Source organism: Hyphomonas pacifica (assembly GCF_000682675.1).
GTDB classification, from domain to species: Bacteria; Pseudomonadota; Alphaproteobacteria; order Caulobacterales; family Hyphomonadaceae; genus Hyphomonas; species Hyphomonas pacifica.
The window spans coordinates 41457-57556 of the sequence record NZ_AWFA01000006.1 but is presented as its reverse complement, the minus strand read 5'-3'; the positions used below and the strand labels follow the sequence as shown (position 1 = coordinate 57556).

The 16100-nt window shown below is 58.6% G+C and carries 17 protein-coding genes; 9 read left to right on the top strand and 8 right to left on the bottom strand.

Annotated features, from left to right (window positions below):
• The first annotated feature begins 60 nt into the window (after positions 1 to 60).
• Together lptB and rpoN are read left to right on the top strand one after the other, a co-directional pair.
• Complete coding sequence (gene lptB, locus HY2_RS03090; RefSeq protein WP_051594656.1) at positions 61 to 795, top strand: LPS export ABC transporter ATP-binding protein; 735 nt, start codon at positions 61 to 63, stop codon at positions 793 to 795.
• Between the two features lie 21 nt (positions 796 to 816).
• Positions 817 to 2304: an RNA polymerase factor sigma-54 gene (gene rpoN / locus HY2_RS03085; RefSeq protein ID WP_034824621.1), complete on the top strand. Its 1488-nt coding sequence runs from the start codon at positions 817 to 819 to the stop codon at positions 2302 to 2304.
• A gap of 110 nt (positions 2305 to 2414) precedes the next feature.
• Here the strand turns inward: rpoN and HY2_RS03080 are convergent, their stop codons facing one another.
• The 3 genes from HY2_RS03080 to HY2_RS03070 all read right to left on the bottom strand — a co-directional run bounded on the left by HY2_RS03080 (position 2415) and on the right by HY2_RS03070 (position 5045).
• Positions 2415 to 3203: a S1/P1 nuclease gene (locus HY2_RS03080; RefSeq protein WP_034824682.1), complete on the bottom strand. Its 789-nt coding sequence runs from the start codon at positions 3201 to 3203 to the stop codon at positions 2415 to 2417.
• A gap of 85 nt (positions 3204 to 3288) precedes the next feature.
• Positions 3289 to 4125 carry a ribokinase gene (locus HY2_RS03075; protein ID WP_034824620.1) on the bottom strand — a complete coding sequence of 279 codons (837 nt, stop codon included), beginning with the start codon at positions 4123 to 4125 and terminating at the stop codon, positions 3289 to 3291.
• Entirely contained in the window at positions 4122 to 5045 is a 924-nt protein-coding gene (locus tag HY2_RS03070; RefSeq protein WP_034824617.1) for a nucleoside hydrolase, read from the bottom strand. Before HY2_RS03070 ends, HY2_RS03075 begins: the two co-directional genes overlap by 4 nt.
• Positions 5046 to 5098: 53 nt before the next feature.
• Here HY2_RS03070 and cdd point away from each other — a divergent pair, with 53 nt between their 5' ends.
• On the top strand, positions 5099 to 5542 hold the full coding sequence (gene cdd, locus HY2_RS03065; protein WP_233346192.1) for a cytidine deaminase: 444 nt from the start codon (positions 5099 to 5101) through the stop codon (positions 5540 to 5542).
• Here the strand turns inward: cdd and HY2_RS03060 are convergent.
• Together HY2_RS03060 and HY2_RS03055 are read right to left on the bottom strand one after the other, a co-directional pair.
• Positions 5539 to 6084 (bottom strand): thioesterase family protein, encoded by a 546-nt coding sequence (locus HY2_RS03060; protein WP_034824616.1) that lies wholly within the window; start codon positions 6082 to 6084, stop codon positions 5539 to 5541. The genes cdd and HY2_RS03060 overlap by 4 nt on opposite strands.
• 298 nt (positions 6085 to 6382) lie before the next feature.
• A complete protein-coding gene (locus HY2_RS03055; protein WP_034824614.1) occupies positions 6383 to 7579 on the bottom strand; it encodes a hypothetical protein in 1197 nt (398 codons plus the stop codon).
• Positions 7580 to 7801: 222 nt separating this feature from the next.
• On the opposite strand from HY2_RS03055, the gene HY2_RS03050 reads away from it, so the two are divergent.
• Both HY2_RS03050 and HY2_RS03045 read left to right on the top strand, forming a co-directional pair.
• Positions 7802 to 8695, top strand: coding sequence for a stearoyl-CoA 9-desaturase (locus tag HY2_RS03050; RefSeq protein WP_034824612.1), 894 nt, complete (start codon positions 7802 to 7804; stop codon positions 8693 to 8695).
• Positions 8696 to 8943: 248 nt separating this feature from the next.
• A complete protein-coding gene (locus HY2_RS03045; RefSeq protein ID WP_034824610.1) occupies positions 8944 to 9705 on the top strand; it encodes a vWA domain-containing protein in 762 nt (253 codons plus the stop codon).
• 103 nt (positions 9706 to 9808) lie between these two features.
• On the opposite strand, the gene HY2_RS03040 is transcribed toward HY2_RS03045, so the two are convergent.
• Complete coding sequence (locus tag HY2_RS03040) at positions 9809 to 10174, bottom strand: VOC family protein (RefSeq protein ID WP_034824608.1); 366 nt, start codon at positions 10172 to 10174, stop codon at positions 9809 to 9811.
• A 140-nt stretch (positions 10175 to 10314) separates the two neighbouring features.
• On the bottom strand, positions 10315 to 11097 hold the full coding sequence (locus HY2_RS03035) for an SDR family NAD(P)-dependent oxidoreductase (protein WP_034824606.1): 783 nt from the start codon (positions 11095 to 11097) through the stop codon (positions 10315 to 10317).
• Positions 11098 to 11162: 65 nt separating this feature from the next.
• Between HY2_RS03035 and HY2_RS03030 the strand changes: the two genes are divergently transcribed.
• Both HY2_RS03030 and HY2_RS03025 read left to right on the top strand, forming a co-directional pair.
• Positions 11163 to 11564, top strand: coding sequence for a YkvA family protein (locus HY2_RS03030; RefSeq protein ID WP_034824603.1), 402 nt, complete (start codon positions 11163 to 11165; stop codon positions 11562 to 11564).
• 5 nt (positions 11565 to 11569) lie between these two features.
• On the top strand, positions 11570 to 12223 hold the full coding sequence (locus HY2_RS03025) for a lysoplasmalogenase (protein WP_034824601.1): 654 nt from the start codon (positions 11570 to 11572) through the stop codon (positions 12221 to 12223).
• Positions 12224 to 12232: 9 nt separating this feature from the next.
• Here the strand turns inward: HY2_RS03025 and HY2_RS03020 are convergent, their stop codons facing one another.
• Positions 12233 to 13069, bottom strand: coding sequence for a TauD/TfdA dioxygenase family protein (locus HY2_RS03020; RefSeq protein ID WP_034824600.1), 837 nt, complete (start codon positions 13067 to 13069; stop codon positions 12233 to 12235).
• 134 nt (positions 13070 to 13203) lie between these two features.
• Here HY2_RS03020 and HY2_RS03015 point away from each other — a divergent pair, with 134 nt between their 5' ends.
• On the top strand, positions 13204 to 14370 hold the full coding sequence (locus tag HY2_RS03015; protein ID WP_034824598.1) for a phosphoserine transaminase: 1167 nt from the start codon (positions 13204 to 13206) through the stop codon (positions 14368 to 14370).
• Between the two features lie 110 nt (positions 14371 to 14480).
• Complete coding sequence (gene serA, locus HY2_RS03010; protein ID WP_034824596.1) at positions 14481 to 16076, top strand: phosphoglycerate dehydrogenase; 1596 nt, start codon at positions 14481 to 14483, stop codon at positions 16074 to 16076.
• Positions 16077 to 16100 lie beyond the last annotated feature (24 nt).

Genomic DNA, 16100 nt, shown 5'->3' with positions numbered 1-16100 from the left:
TAAGATTAAGCCCTTCTTCGGGTGGCAAAAATCCCGGCATATGAAGGAAGTAGTGTAGAGATGACCGAGTCGGCCGAAGGTCTTGTCGTGCAGAATATTGCCAAGTCTTTTGGCAAGCGACAGGTCGTGCGCGATGTCTCTCTCAGCCTTCAGCGCGGGGAAGTTGTCGGCCTGCTCGGACCCAACGGGGCCGGCAAGACGACCTGCTTTTACATGATCATGGGCCTGATAGGCGCCGATTCGGGGACGATCTCGATTGATGGTGAAGACGTGACCCGTCTGCCCATGTACCAGCGCGCACGCCTTGGCGTGGGCTATCTTCCGCAGGAAGCTTCGATCTTTCGGGGCATGAGCGTGGAAGAGAATGTATTGGCCGTTGCGGAACTGGTCGAAAAGGACCGCGCAGCGCGAATGGCACAGGTCGATAGCCTGCTCAGCGAATTGCATGTGGAACATCTACGTGGCCAGGCGGCCACGTCCCTCTCCGGGGGCGAACGCCGCCGGGTGGAAATTGCCCGCGCGCTCGCATCCCGTCCGAGCTTCATGCTACTGGATGAACCGTTCACCGGTATCGACCCGCTCGCCATTTCCGACATTTCCGAACTTGTCCGCTATCTGAAGCAGCGCGGCCTGGGTGTTCTGATCACAGACCACCAGGTGCGTGAGACGCTGCAGATCGTGGACCGGGCCTATGTGATGTATGAAGGCGAAGTCCTGTTCAACGGCACACCGCAAGATGTGTTGACGAATGAGGAAGTGCGCAGGGTCTATCTGGGTGAACAGTTCGCCGCTTGAGGAAAGGCGCGGGCTTATAGAATGAAACAGTCACTCGACATGCGCCAGGGCCAGTCTCTGGTAATGACGCCGCAGCTTCAGCAGGCGATAAAGCTGTTGCAACTCTCAAACCAGGAACTGACAGAGTTCGTGGAAGCCGAAATCGAGCGCAACCCCCTGCTGAACAAGGCAGAGGAAACTGATGGCGGCAATAATGAGACAGATAGCTCCAGCAAAAACGAGCAGCTGTCCCTTGACGATTCCTCCGGCCTCGGAGAAGCGCGCGAACAACTGGATGCGCCTGGCGAGGATGTCTACGAGCCTGGCACCGGATCTGATGCGGCCATGCCCGCCGGCAATAGCGGCCCATCCGCCAAGGCGGACTGGTCCGGCGTTGGCGGCAACGGCTCGGGCGAGGATTTCGACTACACGGCCAATCTCAGCTCCGAAGTATCCCTGCACGAACATCTCCACACGCAATTGAATCTCGCCGGCCTGTCTGCCGCAGATCGCCTGATCGCCGCTCGCCTGATTGATGAGACAGATGATAGCGGCTATATGCGCGGCGACCTTGAAGACATAGCCGAAGCGCTCGGTGCAGATGTTGCGAACATAGAAGCGGTGCTGGACGTTTGCCAAGGCTTTGACCCCACAGGCGTAATGGCACGCTCCATTCCCGAATGCCTCGGCCTGCAACTGAAGGAGCGCGGCCGGTATGACCCGGCCATGGAGGCCATGGTCGAGAATTTGCAAATGGTCGCCAAGCACGACCTCAAAGGCCTCGCAGAGGTCTGCGGCGTCGGCAAGGAAGACCTACTCGACATGATGTCGGAGCTGCGCCAGCTGTCGCCCAAGCCTGGATCAGGCTTCTCCAGCGATGCGTCTGTCGCGGTGACGCCGGACGTGTTCGTCCGGGAACTGCCGAATGGCATGTTCGCCGTCGAACTGAATTCCGACAATCTTCCCCGTGTCCTGATGGACAAGGCCTATTATGCCGAAGTCACGGCGCTCCCGATGCGGGACAAGGAGAAGGAATTTATTTCCGAATGCGCGGCGTCTGCCACATGGCTGATTAAATCCCTAGACCAGCGCGCGCGCACCATTCTGAAAGTGGCGAGCGAGATTGTCCGCCAGCAGGACGCGTTCTTTGCGCATGGCGTCGCCCATTTGCGGCCGCTCAACCTGAAACAGGTGGCGGATGCCATCGAGATGCACGAGTCGACCGTCAGCCGCGTGACGACCAACAAATACATGTCCACACCGCGCGGACTCTTTGAGCTGAAATACTTCTTCTCTGCCGCCATCCCGGCAACCGGAGGCGGCGAAGCGCATTCCGCCGAGGCTGTACGTTACCGGATCAAGCAATTGATCGATGGTGAAGATGCCGACGATGTACTCTCCGACGACCAGATCGTGGAAATCCTGACCGGCTACGGCGTCGAAATCGCCCGACGTACGGTCGCCAAATATCGTGAAAGCCTCAACATCCCCTCCAGCGTCCAACGCCGCCGGATTAATCGGGCGAGTTAAGAGCAAAAGGCCGGCCCGTTCATCCCTTAACTTCGCTCAGGATGAGTTCGCACGGTGCTGAAAATCCGAAGTGCTCATGCTGAGCGAAGTCGAAGCATGACAAGCGTGGGCTACTCGGTCGCGCCTTCCGCAAACATCTCGTTCAGATACGCCGCGAGGCGGACGCCGCCTTTGGAGAGCTGCTGACGCAGGATCGGGCGAGTCTGGTAGACATATTCCCACTTCAGGATCTGGTGGTCCGGATAGATCTGGTCACGGATGGCTGCGCTCTCGTCTGCCCACTCGGCGGGCGTTGCGGCGGACCAGACGAGGATGTTTTCGGCCGTGATCTTGGAGGTCAGCCAGTCGGTCCACTCTGTGTAGGACAGCTCCTCATAATTGATCAGCAATTCGTCCCAGACTTCGTGCAGATTGGTCAGGTCTTCGAAGAAGTAGCAGGTGAAGAGGTTTGCGCCCCGGTCGGTGCCGTTGCCGGCGTGCAGGGGCTGCTGGAGGTCGCCGACCAGGTGGATGATGAAGCGGAGCGCCAACTGGCGCTGTTCCAGCGGCTGGGTCTCGTCCACGGCAATGGCACGGAAATGCTCCAGCGCTGTAATCGCATTGCCCTCTGGCGGCGGCGTGATGTCCGCGTAGGTCTCGCCTTCCGGGATGGTGACATAGTGCCAGGGATTGGCTTCGCGGCGCCAGAAGTCTGAGGAGTCCGAGCGCATGAAGTCGGCCCAGTCAGCGGCCTCTGCCATGCTCTCCGGACCAAGAATGTCTTCCACCGCCGCGGCGGCCTCGTCACTCAGATATTCGTCCGCGATGGCGGCGACGACACGGTGGCCGGTCTTGCCCCAGGCGGCCGCCGGCAAGGCGAGGGCTACCCCAAGGATTGCACTGCAGATCAAACGGAGCATAGCGCCACCTCCAAACATCATACCTATGGCCAGAAAGGCTTATCTGGCGGTCACGTCAATTCCCTGACATGTGAAACCCTTGCGACTAAAGCCAGGCATCAAGGTCCAGCCGCTTTGGCAGGCTGGGTTGCGCGCCGGGTCTGGTGCAGGCAACCGCGCCCGCCACGACTGCAAAATGCAGGGCATCCTCGGGTGACTTGCCCTCAATCAGGGCAACGGTCAGCGCTGCAGTGAAGGTATCCCCTGCCCCGACAGAATCCACGACGGTCACCTTGGGTGGCTCGGCCCGCGCGACTTCCCTGCCGCCGCGCCACAGCGTTGCGCCTTCCGAACCGAGCGAGATGGCGATCCAGGCATCCAGCCTATGCAGGGCGCCACCATAGAAGGCCGCCTCTGTTTCATTCACGCTGATCAGGTCCGCGGCCGCCAGCAGTTCGTCCGGCACATCCATGGCAGGCGCCAGGTTGAGGCTGACAAAGCCTGTTGCCTTGCGGGCAGCGGCCAGCAGGGTTTCCGGGCTGACTTCCAGCACGCCCATCATGTGCTCGATGTCCAGGAATTCTATGTCCGACGGGCGCAGCACGGTGTTCGCGCCGGGGCACACGACAATCTGGTTTTCGCCATCCGCCGAGACGGCGATCAGGGCCACGCCGGTGGTTTCGCCATTCACATGTTGTACGCCGGACAAGTCCACGCCGCCCGCCTGAAGCAGTTTGAGCGCTTCTTCCGCCATGTCGTCTGCGCCGACAGCTCCGGCAAGCCGGACCTGTGCGCCGAGCCGTCGGGCCGCAAGTGCCTGATTGGCCCCCTTCCCGCCCGGATGGCGGGCGAGCTTTGCGCCAGTCACTGTTTCTCCCGGTCGCGGCAGCTTCGGGCCAGTCGCGACGATGTCCAGATTAATCGATCCGACGACGGTAATCATGCAGCCTCCACCAGGCTTTTCAGAAGCTCAAAGAAACCGTCCGCATCGGCCTGCGTCACCCATGTGTGCGGACCATCCTGTGTGCGCGACACCTCGGTCTGCCCGAAGCGGACGCCGGCATTGGTTTCCACGGAAACTGCGGCAGGCCTGCTGTCAAACAGCTCCCGCGCGAGCAGCCACGCAATGGTGGAGGGATCATGCATCGGCGTGCTCTTGCCCTTCCATTTCTGCTCCAGCCTATTCGCCGCTTCGAGCAGCTTTACCAGAATGGCCGCCCGCTCCCCGGGTATTGCGCGGAATGCGTCGAGCCTTTCCGGCACGGCCCGCACCTGATGTGTCACATCCAGTGACAACAGCGTGGCTGACGCGCCAGAGCTGAGCACAATTTGGGCGGCGTGCGGGTCTGCGAACACGTTGAATTCGGAGAAAGGCGTGATGTTTCCGCCTTCAGTGTCCGCCCCAGCCATCAGGATGAGCTGGTCAATATTCTCGACAATATCGGGCGCCATGACGATGGCCGCAGCGATATTTGTCATTGGCCCGGTCACGACCAGGGAAAGCCCCTTTGGCCCGGCGGCACGCAATTGATCGATCAGCACGGTAACAGCATGGTCCGGCGCGAGCGGCGTTTCGGGGCTGAACGGGTCGAGCCCTGCAATGCCGCTCTCGCCATGGAACTCCTCCGCTGTGACAGGCGTGCGCACCATCGGACGCGGACAGCCAGCATAAACGGGGATATCCGTGCGTCCCATCAGATCGCACATCATGCGCGCATTCCGGCTGGTCAGGGGCAACGGCACATTGCCGGCAACGGCGGTGATGGCCCGCACATCCAGCACAGGACTGGCCAGCGCCATCATCAGCATGACGGCGTCATCCACACCGGGATCACAATCTATGATGAGGGGTAATTTCGTCATATGGGTCGCCAGATCTTAAGTCTTTCAAACTATACACAAGGCTATCCTGCCTAATGTTTAAGCAGGTGCTTGACCAGAGGATATCGCTTTTGCGCCAGATCGATGACGCCCTGATGGACCGGCTGACAAAGGCAGCCATGGCTGCGCGAGAAAACGCCCATGCGCCCTATTCCGGCTTCAAGGTCGGGGCCGCGGTGCTGGATGAGCAGGGCCGTATCTTTGCGGGCTGTAATGTCGAGAATGCGTCCTATCCTATGGGCACCTGCGCCGAGCCGTCTGCACTGGGCGCCATGATCACCGCCGGGGGCAAACGCTGCTCGGTGGTCCTCGTTATCGGTGGTGAGGGCGGCCTCACGCCGTGTGGGGGCTGCCGCCAGAAGATTGCGGAACTTGGCGGACCGGACTGCCAAGTGCTCAGCCTCGCAGCAGATGGCAGCGGCCTTGAAAGCTGGACACTGGCCGAGCTATTGCCGAGCGCCTTTGAGCTGAAACCCTAGGCCTTCTCGGCCGCACGTTCAGCGGCCTTTGCCTTAAGGTCTGCAATCGCATCCAGATAGCGCTGGCCCAGTTGCGGGCTTTCGACGGAAAGCCCGAGCGCTTCCAGCGCCATCTCTGCCGTCACCCTGGATTTCCGGCGGCCTGTCAGACGGGCAACCATGCGGCTTTCGGCAATCAGCTTACCCTTGCTATGAAACTCGTGCCGAAAGCAGATATAGCAATCCTCCCAGCCCACCATCTGTGTACGCAGTTCAAACTTTTGCGGGAATTTCATCATCCTGTAGAAGGTAAGGGATTCATGCTGGATCACCGGCATCCAGCCTCGCTTTCGGAAGGCTTTCAGCGTGCCGGTACGGCCCATGAAATTCATGATGCCGAGGTCTGTGAAAGAGGAATATCGTGAGTTCGTCATGTGCCCCATCGGGTCCTGGTCTCCCAGCCAGACGGCGGATTTGACGATGTGCACATCCAGCAGATTGGTTCGCTGGCGGGAGAAAAACGCTGGCAGGAAAACGCGCAGAAAACGGAAGAACAAATTCATGCCGGGCGTCCATCCCGTTTACCGTACCTCTTCACAGACTGGCATGCTGTCTCTGTTCTCAGGATCATGTTCCTGTCCTCTCGGCCCCGTTTGGCAATCTCCCGCACATATTGCAAAGAATAGTGCAGTTCAGGCCTCACTCCGCAAGAAGCACGCCATGATTCCATAAGGATTGCTACGCAGCAAAGAAAAAGCCGGTACATTCTGTACCGGCTTGTAAGTTGGATGGAGAAGCACCAGAGCGTTGCTTCACAGATTCTATGCCTCGGGCCCGAAAAGGTTCATTTTTTGAGGGTTTTCAAGCGTTAACGCTGCCAGTCGGCGGGTTAACTGTACGTCGACCATACAGGATCAGCAGCGCGACAAGGCCGATGGATGTGCCCTGACTGGAAAACAGTTCCAGCATGCCCGCAAAGAACCATCCCGGAATGGAGGTGCGCGTTTGTGCCTGAACGAGAATCTCGCCCTGGCCTGTGCCCAGCAGCTCTGCATTGGCCGTCTCGATCTTGGCCTGCAGTTCGTCCCGGCGTTTTGCAAGCCCCAATTCGTTTTGTGCATCGCGATATGGCTTTTGATGCGTGCGCCCGACCCGCTCAACCTCTGCGAGATAGGTCTCAAGCCCCTCTACGGTGCGCGTATCAGCCGGAATGCCCTCAAGCTGGCGGCGCCAGTCTGCGATCTGGCTTTCAAGGATTTCACGATTGGAGCTGGCCTGCACCTGCTCCATCTCTGCGGCCTTGTTGTTGGCGGCGATATACATCTGCGTGCCGACAATGGATGTCCCCGCCCCGGCCAACGCGAAAAATAGCGCCCGAACACCCTCTTTCATGCGCCTGTTGGCCGTATGCCAATAGAAGAAGGTAAAGCCACCAAAGGAGACGACCGCCGCAATTACGCCCGTCCAGCCCCAGACGCCCGCCTGCAGCGGATCGGCAACGGAACTGGAAAAAGCCTGATAATTGGCGAAGCCGCTGAGCGCGGCTGCCGACAGTCCGGCGCCAAGAAAGACAAGCGCCAGAAGGGTGATGATGATCTTCTCACCCGTATGACGCCCTTCACGCGCAGCCTGTTTGGCGCGCTTATGCTCCATCCTGATCTCTTCAGGTGTGCGAATGCGCTGGGCGTCCTTCAGTTGCAGCACTTTAGGCTCAGCCTTCTTCGCGACCGCCTGAACAGGCTTTACCTCAACCGGCGTATAATCGGCGTCAACAATGCGGGTAACTTCCAGCGGTTTTGGCTCGGCGGGGCTAACCGGCACAAGAGCGCCGCCTTCCAGGGCGCGGACCAGCTCACGCAAGCTACCAGACTGATTGCAATTTACGCAGTGGAATGTCTCGGTCTCAAGATTCAGCGTGAGGCTGTTCTCACCGGACTCACGGCAATCCTCTGTCAGCAGGCAGGGGCTTTTCAGCTCGGCCTCGTCCTGACTGGACTCCAGATCCAGCCCCAAAGTGTGGAGCCGTTGCAAATCGTACAGGCGACGGTCATCCGCCATTCAGCCCCTCCCGCCCGGTTGGCCTCAACTATTCACAGACTTGTACACGTTTTGTACCTCACTCGTCACCCCTGCGCCACACTTGTCTTCACGACTGCGTCAGAGACGCATCTGCATCCTTTACGCGCCCCCTCCTCCGGCTTTAAAGATTATAGGTCCGCTCAGCGGAAATTTATGAAAACAAGATCCGCGCGGGGGCGCGGACATTGAGGAGACACCTGAATGACTCTGCCTCGCTCGCTTGCCATTCCGAAGACGTGGAAAACGTTCAATTTTCCCAGCTTCTTCTCTGCCTTTGGCTATCCGGCGCTGGGCGCAGCCCTGTTCATCACCATGGTTCTACTAGGCGCACTCTTGTCCTCGCTGACCTTCCATTGGTGGTATGTGCCCGTCGCGATCGCCACGGTTGCAGCGTCCATCTTTGTCTGCAATGCCGGAATTGGACCTCTGCACCGCATCCTACAGCACCGCGCAGGCGAACTGGCCGTGCCGGGCCAAGTGCTGACCATGATCAATCTTGTTATCGCCATGCAGGGTAATGTGAAGGATTGGGTCAATTACCACTCCCAGCACCACCGCTTCTCCGACAAGCCCGGTGACCCACACAATCCGTTTGAGTCCAAACGTTGGGCCTGGGTTGGCTGGATCCTGTTCCGCGACAAGAAAGATATGGATCGCCCGCTCGCCATGTGGCTGAAGAACCAGCCGGTCATTGTCTGGATGGACCGCTTCTACAATGAGATCAGCCTGGTGGTGCATCTGGTCATCCCGGCCGTGATCTATCTGATCGTATGGCTGGCAGGCGGCTCGCTGCTGCTGACTGCGCTGATCCATGCCAGCGTCGTGATCGGTCGGGCCATTCAATTCCACGCCACGGTCTATGGCATCAATGTGCTGGGCCATCTGAAAACGCCGCTCTGGGCGGATCACCTGATTGGCCTGCTGACCGGTGGCGAAGCGTTTCACGATCACCATCATGACCAGCCGATCAGCGCCCTGCACCGTCCGCGCCATGGCATCTGGAACCGGATCGTCGATTATAATGGCACCATCCTGTTGGCCATGGAAAAGATTGGCTGGGTTCGCAACCTGAAGATCGCTCCGCAATTTGCCTGAGGTAGGCGGCATTTAAGTTCCCCGCCCAAGCCCCACACATCAGCCCGGAAGACACGCCTGTCTTCCGGGCTGATTGCGTTAAAATGAACAGCCATTCAGTTTCGCCGGGTACGGATGGTCTCGAACGCGCGATTACCATCCTAACAACTACTTAATGCCACATGTGCGCCCCAATCCCAGGGGACATTACTCTACATCAAGGCAGGGGGCCTGACAGATGCAAGATACTACCGGGAAGGGACGCACCCATGAAATCTCTCATCGCCACACTCGCCGCAGGCGCCGCATCCATCGCCATGATGGGGCCGGCCGCCGCAAAGATTCCAGCACCGGAACCTGATAAAGATCCGGGGGCGGTACATTCCTACATCCTGCTGGACCGTACAGGTTCCATGAGCACTATCTGGGACGAGGCCCTGAACTCCGTCAACGCTTATGCTGCAAGCGTCGGCGAGGCCGATGAAGGCGAGACAGAAGGCAGTGATATCAAGACAGATGTGACACTCGCTATCTTTGATTATCAGGACGGCATGCAATTCGACGTGTTGCGCAAGCAGGTCAAAGCCGAGGACTGGACAAATGTCACCAATGACGAGGCAAGTCCGCGCGGCATGACCCCGTTGTTTGACGCCATTGGCCGCATGGTCTCCCTCGCTGAAGCCGACAAGCCGGAAAAGGCCGTGATTGTTATCATGACAGACGGGCTAGAAAACTCATCACGGGAACTTACCAAAGACGGTGCCAAGGCCGCACTGGAACGCGCAGAGTCCAAAGGCTGGGAAGTTGTTTTCCTGGGCGCCGAATTTGCCCGCTTTGACGATGCCGAAGCTGTCGGCGTGTCAGCAGCCAAGCGCATGGCTGTGGGCCAAGGATCCATGCAGGACAGCATGTCCGCGCTGGCCAAGAAGTCCCGCGCCTATGGAAAGGGCGAGGAATCAGAAATCATCTTCAATGAAGAAGATCGCGCAATTGCTGACGAGGAAGGCGTTAAACAACGCAAGGGACAGTAAAGGGGACGACCGGGGGCTGGGTTCCCTGCCATTCTCGTGTCCCACCCCCATTTAAAGGTCCGCCCTCCCCTGGGGCGGGCCTTTCTTTCATGCGGCAAAATCCCTAGTCGGCCTCGCCATGAAATACGGCCTCAATATTGTTCCCATCCGGATCAAGTAGGAAGGCCGCATAATATCCAGGGTGGTGATCCCTCAGACCTGGTACGCCATTGTCATAGCCGCCAGCCTCCAGTCCTGCCTCATACCAGCGGTCAACCATGTCGCGCCCCTTGGCCTTGAAGGCAATATGAATACAGGACTGGCTTTCACCCTGGTCGATCCAAAGCTCGTCAGCAGAAAAATGCGCTTCATCAGAAATATATTCGATACCGAGCGCACCCAGAACAGCCTTGTAAAAATGCTGGCTGACTTCAAGGTCCGAAACACGAATGTGAATGTGATCAATCAGTCTGCTTTCGCGCTTTTCCATGGATAACTCCCTTTGTTTTTCGAACTTACGCCTTGCAGCAGGTCAGGTTCCAGACAGGGATGGTCCGTACACATAACATGGATTAAAAAAGCCCGCTCGAATGAACGGGCTTTTCTACATTCGTAACAGCTGGTGCCCAATCAGCGCGGTGCCATACGGATTGCGCCGTCGAGACGGACATCCTCACCATTGAAGTAGCCGTTGCGGATCATCTCTGTCGCGAGAGATGCATACTCTTCCGGATTGCCAAGACGGGCCGGGTTCGGCACAGAGGCCGCCAACGCCTGTTTCACATTGTCCGGAGCGCCCTGCATCAGCGGAGTATTAAAGATGCCCGGCAAAATTGTGTTGACGCGGATCAGCTCACGCGAGAGGTCGCGGGCGATCGGCAGGGTCATGCCGACAACACCGCCCTTGGATGCGGAATAGGCCGCTTGGCCCATCTGACCATCTTCAGCGGCAACGGAAGCCGTGTTGACGATAGCGCCGCGCTCACCCTCGATCGGGTCCAGTGTCATCATGCCTGCAGCAGATTTCGCGATGCAGCGGAAGGTGCCGACCAGATTGATCTGGATAATCATGTTGAACTTATCGAGCGGGAAGTGCTTGATCTCACCGCTCTGCTTGTCGCGGCTGGCCGTCTTGATGGCGTTACCCGTACCGGCGCAATTCACAAGGATACGCTCTTGGCCAATGGCTGCGCGGGCCTTTTCAAAGCCGGCGTCAACAGAGGCTTCGTCAGTGACGTTGACGTTGCAGAAGACACCGCCGAGTTCCTTGGCGAGTGCTTCACCCTTCTCCTCGTTCAGGTCAAACAGGGCGACCTTGACGCCATATTCCTTGGCCAGTTTTGTTGCCGTTGCGGCACCGAGACCAGAGGCACCGCCCGTGATCACGGCGGAGATATTCGAATTGAGTTCCATGGGCCGCTGCCCTCCCTAGTTTTCGTTGATACACACTTGGTCTATAGTGCTGGGAGGAGGACGCAATGTCTGACGCAGCGGAAATTATCAACACAATCAAGGGCGCTGATGGGCGTTTCACGCCGCAATCCATTGAGCGCAATGAGCGCACAGCGCAAGGACTGGTCCCGAAGCTTCTGAAAGTTGCGGGAAAAATCCCTTTCGCCGATGATCTGGCAGCGGCCTATTTCGCCGCGCGCGATCCTGAAACACCGATGAAGGCAAAAGGCGTACTTTTCGCAGCCGCAGCCTATTTCGTGATGCCTGTGGATTTGCTGCCGGATTTTATCGCAGGCCTCGGGTTCACCGATGACGCGACGGTTCTTGCGACCGCGCTTGGCATTGTCGGCATGCATGTGAAAGATACGCATCGCGGTATGGCCAGGCGCCTGCTGCGTCTGCCGGAACCCGTAAAGCAGAGCGACTAAGCGGCGTGACGCCCGTCACCTATATCGTGCTGGGCTCGCTCGCGCTGGCTACGTTGTTTGGCGCAGCCTTCAGTTGGCGCAGGCACAGCCTGCTCAAACTGATCATCAAGACAGCCTCTACAGCTCTGCTGGCAGTATGGGCCTTTATGGTGGGCGGACCGTTGCCGGTTGTGGCTGGCCTTGCACTCAGCTCGCTCGGCGATTTCTTTCTGGAAGCAGATGAAGACGACAGATTCCTGCTGCCGGGAATGGGCGCGTTTTTTGCGGCGCATGTTGCCTATATCGCCCTGTTCTGGACCTTACCTCAAGCTGACCAGAGCTGGCTGATCCTGGCCGCACTATCCGGCCTCATATTATCAGGCGTGCTGTTTATTCGCTGGCTGGCTCCGTGGCTGCCGCCGAAGATGCGCTGGCCGGTCTTTCTCTATGGCGGTGTCATTCTGATGATGGGCGCAGCAGCATTGCGTCTGGACTCTGCCTTCCTGCCGATCATGATAGGCGCCCTGATGTTCATCGCCTCGGATGTCATCCTGTCGACTGAGCTGTTCAAGCACCCTGACGGCGCACCCAAACGGCCCCTGCCCTCGATTGCTCTCTGGTTTCTCTATTTCGGCGGTCAGGCCCTGATCGCCTGGGGTGCCAGCCCGATAACGGACTGAGGCGGCTTGCTAGCGGGGCTTGTCCCCATTGATCGTGGCCCGGCGCATATGGCGGCGGTGACCGTGATAGTCGTTCAAGGCATAGTGCCAGACACAGCGATTATCCCACATCGTCACATCTCCCGCCTGCCAGCGGATGCGGCATGTGTTACGCTCTTCCCTTGAGAGATCGAATAGATAGGTTAGTAGCGGTCGGCTCTCTTTCCGGCTCCAGCCAGCAAAGCGCAGCGTGAAGGCCGGATTGATGAACAAGCCCTTACGGCCCGTTTCCGGATGGGTGCGGATCACGGGGTGCTCGTATTCCGGTGCGTCGGGCGCAGACTTGGCATCCATGGACTGGCGCACAGCGGCGGAATAGCCGTCGGCGCCATATTCCTTGCTGGCAGTGTGAATGGCGCTCATGCCCTCCAGCGTCTTCTTGAGACCCGGGGACAGGCGCTCATATGCGGCCTGCTGGTCGGCGAAGAGCGTGTCCCCGCCATAGGGCGGCACTTCGATGGCGTGCAGGATGGAGCCGAGGGCGGGCTCTTCCAGAAAGCTCATGTCGGAATGCCAACCGCCGCCGAAATTGGTCTTCTCGTCCGGCTCCTTGATGATCTCAAGAAGTTCCGGATGCCTGCCCATGCCCTTTACGTAAGGGTGAATGTTCAGCGTGCCGAACCGCCGAGCGAAATCCTTCTGCTGGTCCGGCGTCAGGCCTTGCTGGCCGCGCAAGACGATCACCTTGTAATCCAAAAAGGCCTGATGGACCGCGTCGAAAGCCTCATTCGACAGGCCCGCCTTCAGGTCTGCGCCACGAATTTCTGCGCCAAGCGTACCGGTAAGAGGCTGAATGGTCAGGGTCATCTGTCAAATGAACCATTCGGGCAGGACTTATGCAATAATGTCATTTGCAAGCGCCCCGGATTTGTGAGACAGACGCGGCGGGCCAGGCGCCCCCAACGGCGCTCAGCCTATCTGTGAGGATAGGAGTAAAACAGATGACGAATACCGTCCCCAAGCCGGATGTGCTGCCAGCATGCCCGCATTTTTCTTCCGGACCGACCGCTAAGCGTCCCGGATTCTCTCTCGAAAAACTCAACACTGCAGCCCTTGGCCGTTCGCACCGTTCCGGTGATGCGAAGAAGAAGCTGAAGGATGCGATCGAGCGCACAAAGACCATTCTTGGTTTGCCGGAAGGCTATCGTGTTGCCATCGTTCCAGCCTCTGACACGGGCGCTGTTGAGATGTGCATGTGGTCCATGCTAGGTGCGAAGCCGGTAGATGTCTTTGCCTGGGAAAGCTTTGGCCAGGACTGGGTCACCGACGCGACGAAGCAGCTGAAACTGGCAGACTGCAATACCTATGTCGGCGAGTATGGCGAACTGCCGCCTTTCGAAAAGGCTCGCGATGATGCCGACATCATCTTCACCTGGAACGGCACCACATCCGGCGTGCGCGTCCGGAATGCCGATTGGATAAAGCCTAACCCGGACCGGGTCGTAATCTGCGACGCGACCTCTGCCGCATTTGCCCAGGATATCGAGTGGGAGAAACTCGATGTGGTTACCTATTCCTGGCAGAAAATCCTTGGCGGGGAAGCTGCTCACGGCATGCTGATCCTCAGCCCGAACGCCGTGAAACGCCTGGAAACCTACACGCCGGATCGCGCTCTGCCGAAACTGTTCCGCATGACCAAAGGCGGCAAGCTGAATGAGGATCTTTTCGAAGGCTCCACGATCAACACGCCCTCCATGCTGTGCGTCGAAGACTATCTGCAAGCCCTCGACTGGTGCGAAGAACTTGGTGGCTGGAAAGCCCTCAAAGCTCGTTCCGACGAAAGCCTCGGCATTTTGACAGACTGGGTTGCCAATACCGACTGGGTCGACTTCCTCTGTCCGGATGCGGATGTTCGCTCGAATACCGGCGTGACGTTCAAGATCGTTGATCCGCGTGTTGCGGGCCTTGACGAAGCGGGACAGCGCGCTTTCGTGAAAGCGATGATGAAGCGCCTCGAAAAGGAAAACGCCTGCTTTGACGCGGCCGGATACGCAAAGGCTCCTCCGGGACTACGCATCTGGTGCGGGGGTACAGTGGAACCATCCGATGTCGCGAAACTGACGCCTTGGCTCGACTGGGCCTTCGCTGAAGAAGCGGCCATGCTTTAATGTCTATCATCCCGGACAGCCCGTCGGGCTGATCCGGGACCTTTCCCCCGAGTACGTAAAAGATCCCGGATCGCCTGCGGCATCCGGCATGACACCCCGAGGAAACTCAAATGCCCAAAGTCCTTATCGGAGACAAACTCTCCCCCGCCGCCGTGGAAATCTTCCACGCCCGCGGCATTGAAACCGTCACCAAGACCGGTCTGAATACGGAAGAACTCATTGCCGAGATTCCGGAATATGACGGCCTCGTCGTTCGCTCCGCCTGCAAACCGAATGCGGACGTCATGGCCGCCGCGACGAATTTGAAAGTCATTGGCCGCGCCGGTATCGGTGTCGACAATATCGACATCAAGGCGGCAACCGCCAAAGGCGTGGTGGTGATGAACACGCCCTTTGGCAACGCAATCACAACGGCAGAACACGCCATCGCGCTGATGTTTGCTGCCGCCCGCCAGATCCCGGCCGCCAATGCCGAGACGCAAGAAGGCAAATGGCCGAAATCCGGCTACATGGGAACCGAGGTTTCCTACAAGACGCTCGGCCTGATCGGGTGCGGCAATATTGGTAGCCGTGTCGCAGAGCGCGCAATCGGCCTGAAGATGAAGGTCGCTGCATATGACCCATTCTTGACAGAGGAACGCGCCGTGGAACTTGGCGTGGAGAAAGTCGAACTCGACGAACTGCTGAAGCGCGCCGACATCATCACGCTGCATGTTCCGCTGACAGATCAAACCAAAAACGTGCTGAGCCGCGAAAACCTTCAGAAGACGAAGGAAGGCCTGATCCTGGTCAACTGCGCCCGCGGTGGCCTGGTTGATGAGGAGGCCGTGAAGGACTTGCTGGAGAGCGGACACATCAAGGCAGCTGCCTTCGACGTGTTCGCCGTGGAACCGGCAAAGGAAAACGTTCTGTTCGGCACAAAGAACTTCATCGCGACGCCGCACCTGGGCGCAGCAACGACCGAGGCGCAGGAAAATGTTGCGCTTCAGGTAGCTGAACAGATGGCGGACTATCTGCTGTCAGGCGCCGTCACCAACGCGCTGAACATGCCGTCCATCACGGCAGAGGAAGCGCCGCGCATCAAACCATTCGCAACGCTGGCCGAAAAGTTGGGTAGTTTTGCCGGCCAGATCTCCGATTTCGGTTATGATGAAGTGGTGATCGAGTATGAAGGCGAAGTCGCTGACCTGAACCGCAAACCGCTGACGGCCGCCCTTCTGGCTGGCCTGCTGCGCGCCTCACGCGGCGATGTGAATATGGTCTCTGCTCCGGCAATCCTGGCCGATAGCGGCGTCAAGTTGACCGAGACCAAGACAGAGGACAGCCCTGTCTATGACAGCCTGATCCGTATCAAGGTGAAAACCAAGGCGACCCAGAATGCCCCGGAAGGCGGCTGGCGTACCCTGGCTGGCACGATCATCGCTGGCCAGCCGCGCATCGTCGAAGTCAAGGGCATGGCGCTGGAAGGCGATTTCGCGCCGACCGTGCTCTATGTGAACAACCTAGACAAACCAGGTTTTATTGGCGCCCTGGGTCAGATGCTGGGCGAAGCCGGCATCAATATCGCAACCTTCCACCTCGGCCGCACCGAGGCCGGGGGCGAGGCGATTGCCCTAGTCGGCATTGATGCCGTACCGCCAGCAGATTTCATCGAAAAGCTCGATGCTCTGCCCCAGGTTCGCTACGCAAAAGTGCTGACCTTCTAAGACCCAAACGCCTTTCATTCGAAA

Bases quoted from the DNA above. Each gene is read 5' to 3' on its own strand.
- HY2_RS03030 (WP_034824603.1), top strand. From the start codon at position 11,163: ATGTCTGACGCAGCGGAAATTATCAACACAATCAAGGGCGCTGATGGG.
- HY2_RS03080 (WP_034824682.1), bottom strand. From the start codon at position 3,203: ATGCTCCGTTTGATCTGCAGTGCAATCCTTGGGGTAGCCCTCGCCTTG.
- serA (WP_034824596.1), top strand. From the start codon at position 14,481: ATGCCCAAAGTCCTTATCGGAGACAAACTCTCCCCCGCCGCCGTGGAA.
- lptB (WP_051594656.1), top strand. From the start codon at position 61: ATGACCGAGTCGGCCGAAGGTCTTGTCGTGCAGAATATTGCCAAGTCT.
- HY2_RS03055 (WP_034824614.1), bottom strand. From the start codon at position 7,579: ATGGCGGATGACCGTCGCCTGTACGATTTGCAACGGCTCCACACTTTG.
- HY2_RS03015 (WP_034824598.1), top strand. From the start codon at position 13,204: ATGACGAATACCGTCCCCAAGCCGGATGTGCTGCCAGCATGCCCGCAT.
- HY2_RS03070 (WP_034824617.1), bottom strand. From the start codon at position 5,045: ATGACGAAATTACCCCTCATCATAGATTGTGATCCCGGTGTGGATGAC.
- HY2_RS03045 (WP_034824610.1), top strand. From the start codon at position 8,944: ATGAAATCTCTCATCGCCACACTCGCCGCAGGCGCCGCATCCATCGCC.
- HY2_RS03060 (WP_034824616.1), bottom strand. From the start codon at position 6,084: ATGAATTTGTTCTTCCGTTTTCTGCGCGTTTTCCTGCCAGCGTTTTTC.
- HY2_RS03075 (WP_034824620.1), bottom strand. From the start codon at position 4,125: ATGATTACCGTCGTCGGATCGATTAATCTGGACATCGTCGCGACTGGC.
- cdd (WP_233346192.1), top strand. From the start codon at position 5,099: ATGTTTAAGCAGGTGCTTGACCAGAGGATATCGCTTTTGCGCCAGATC.
- HY2_RS03035 (WP_034824606.1), bottom strand. From the start codon at position 11,097: ATGGAACTCAATTCGAATATCTCCGCCGTGATCACGGGCGGTGCCTCT.
- HY2_RS03020 (WP_034824600.1), bottom strand. From the start codon at position 13,069: ATGACCCTGACCATTCAGCCTCTTACCGGTACGCTTGGCGCAGAAATT.
- HY2_RS03040 (WP_034824608.1), bottom strand. From the start codon at position 10,174: ATGGAAAAGCGCGAAAGCAGACTGATTGATCACATTCACATTCGTGTT.
- HY2_RS03050 (WP_034824612.1), top strand. From the start codon at position 7,802: ATGACTCTGCCTCGCTCGCTTGCCATTCCGAAGACGTGGAAAACGTTC.
- rpoN (WP_034824621.1), top strand. From the start codon at position 817: ATGAAACAGTCACTCGACATGCGCCAGGGCCAGTCTCTGGTAATGACG.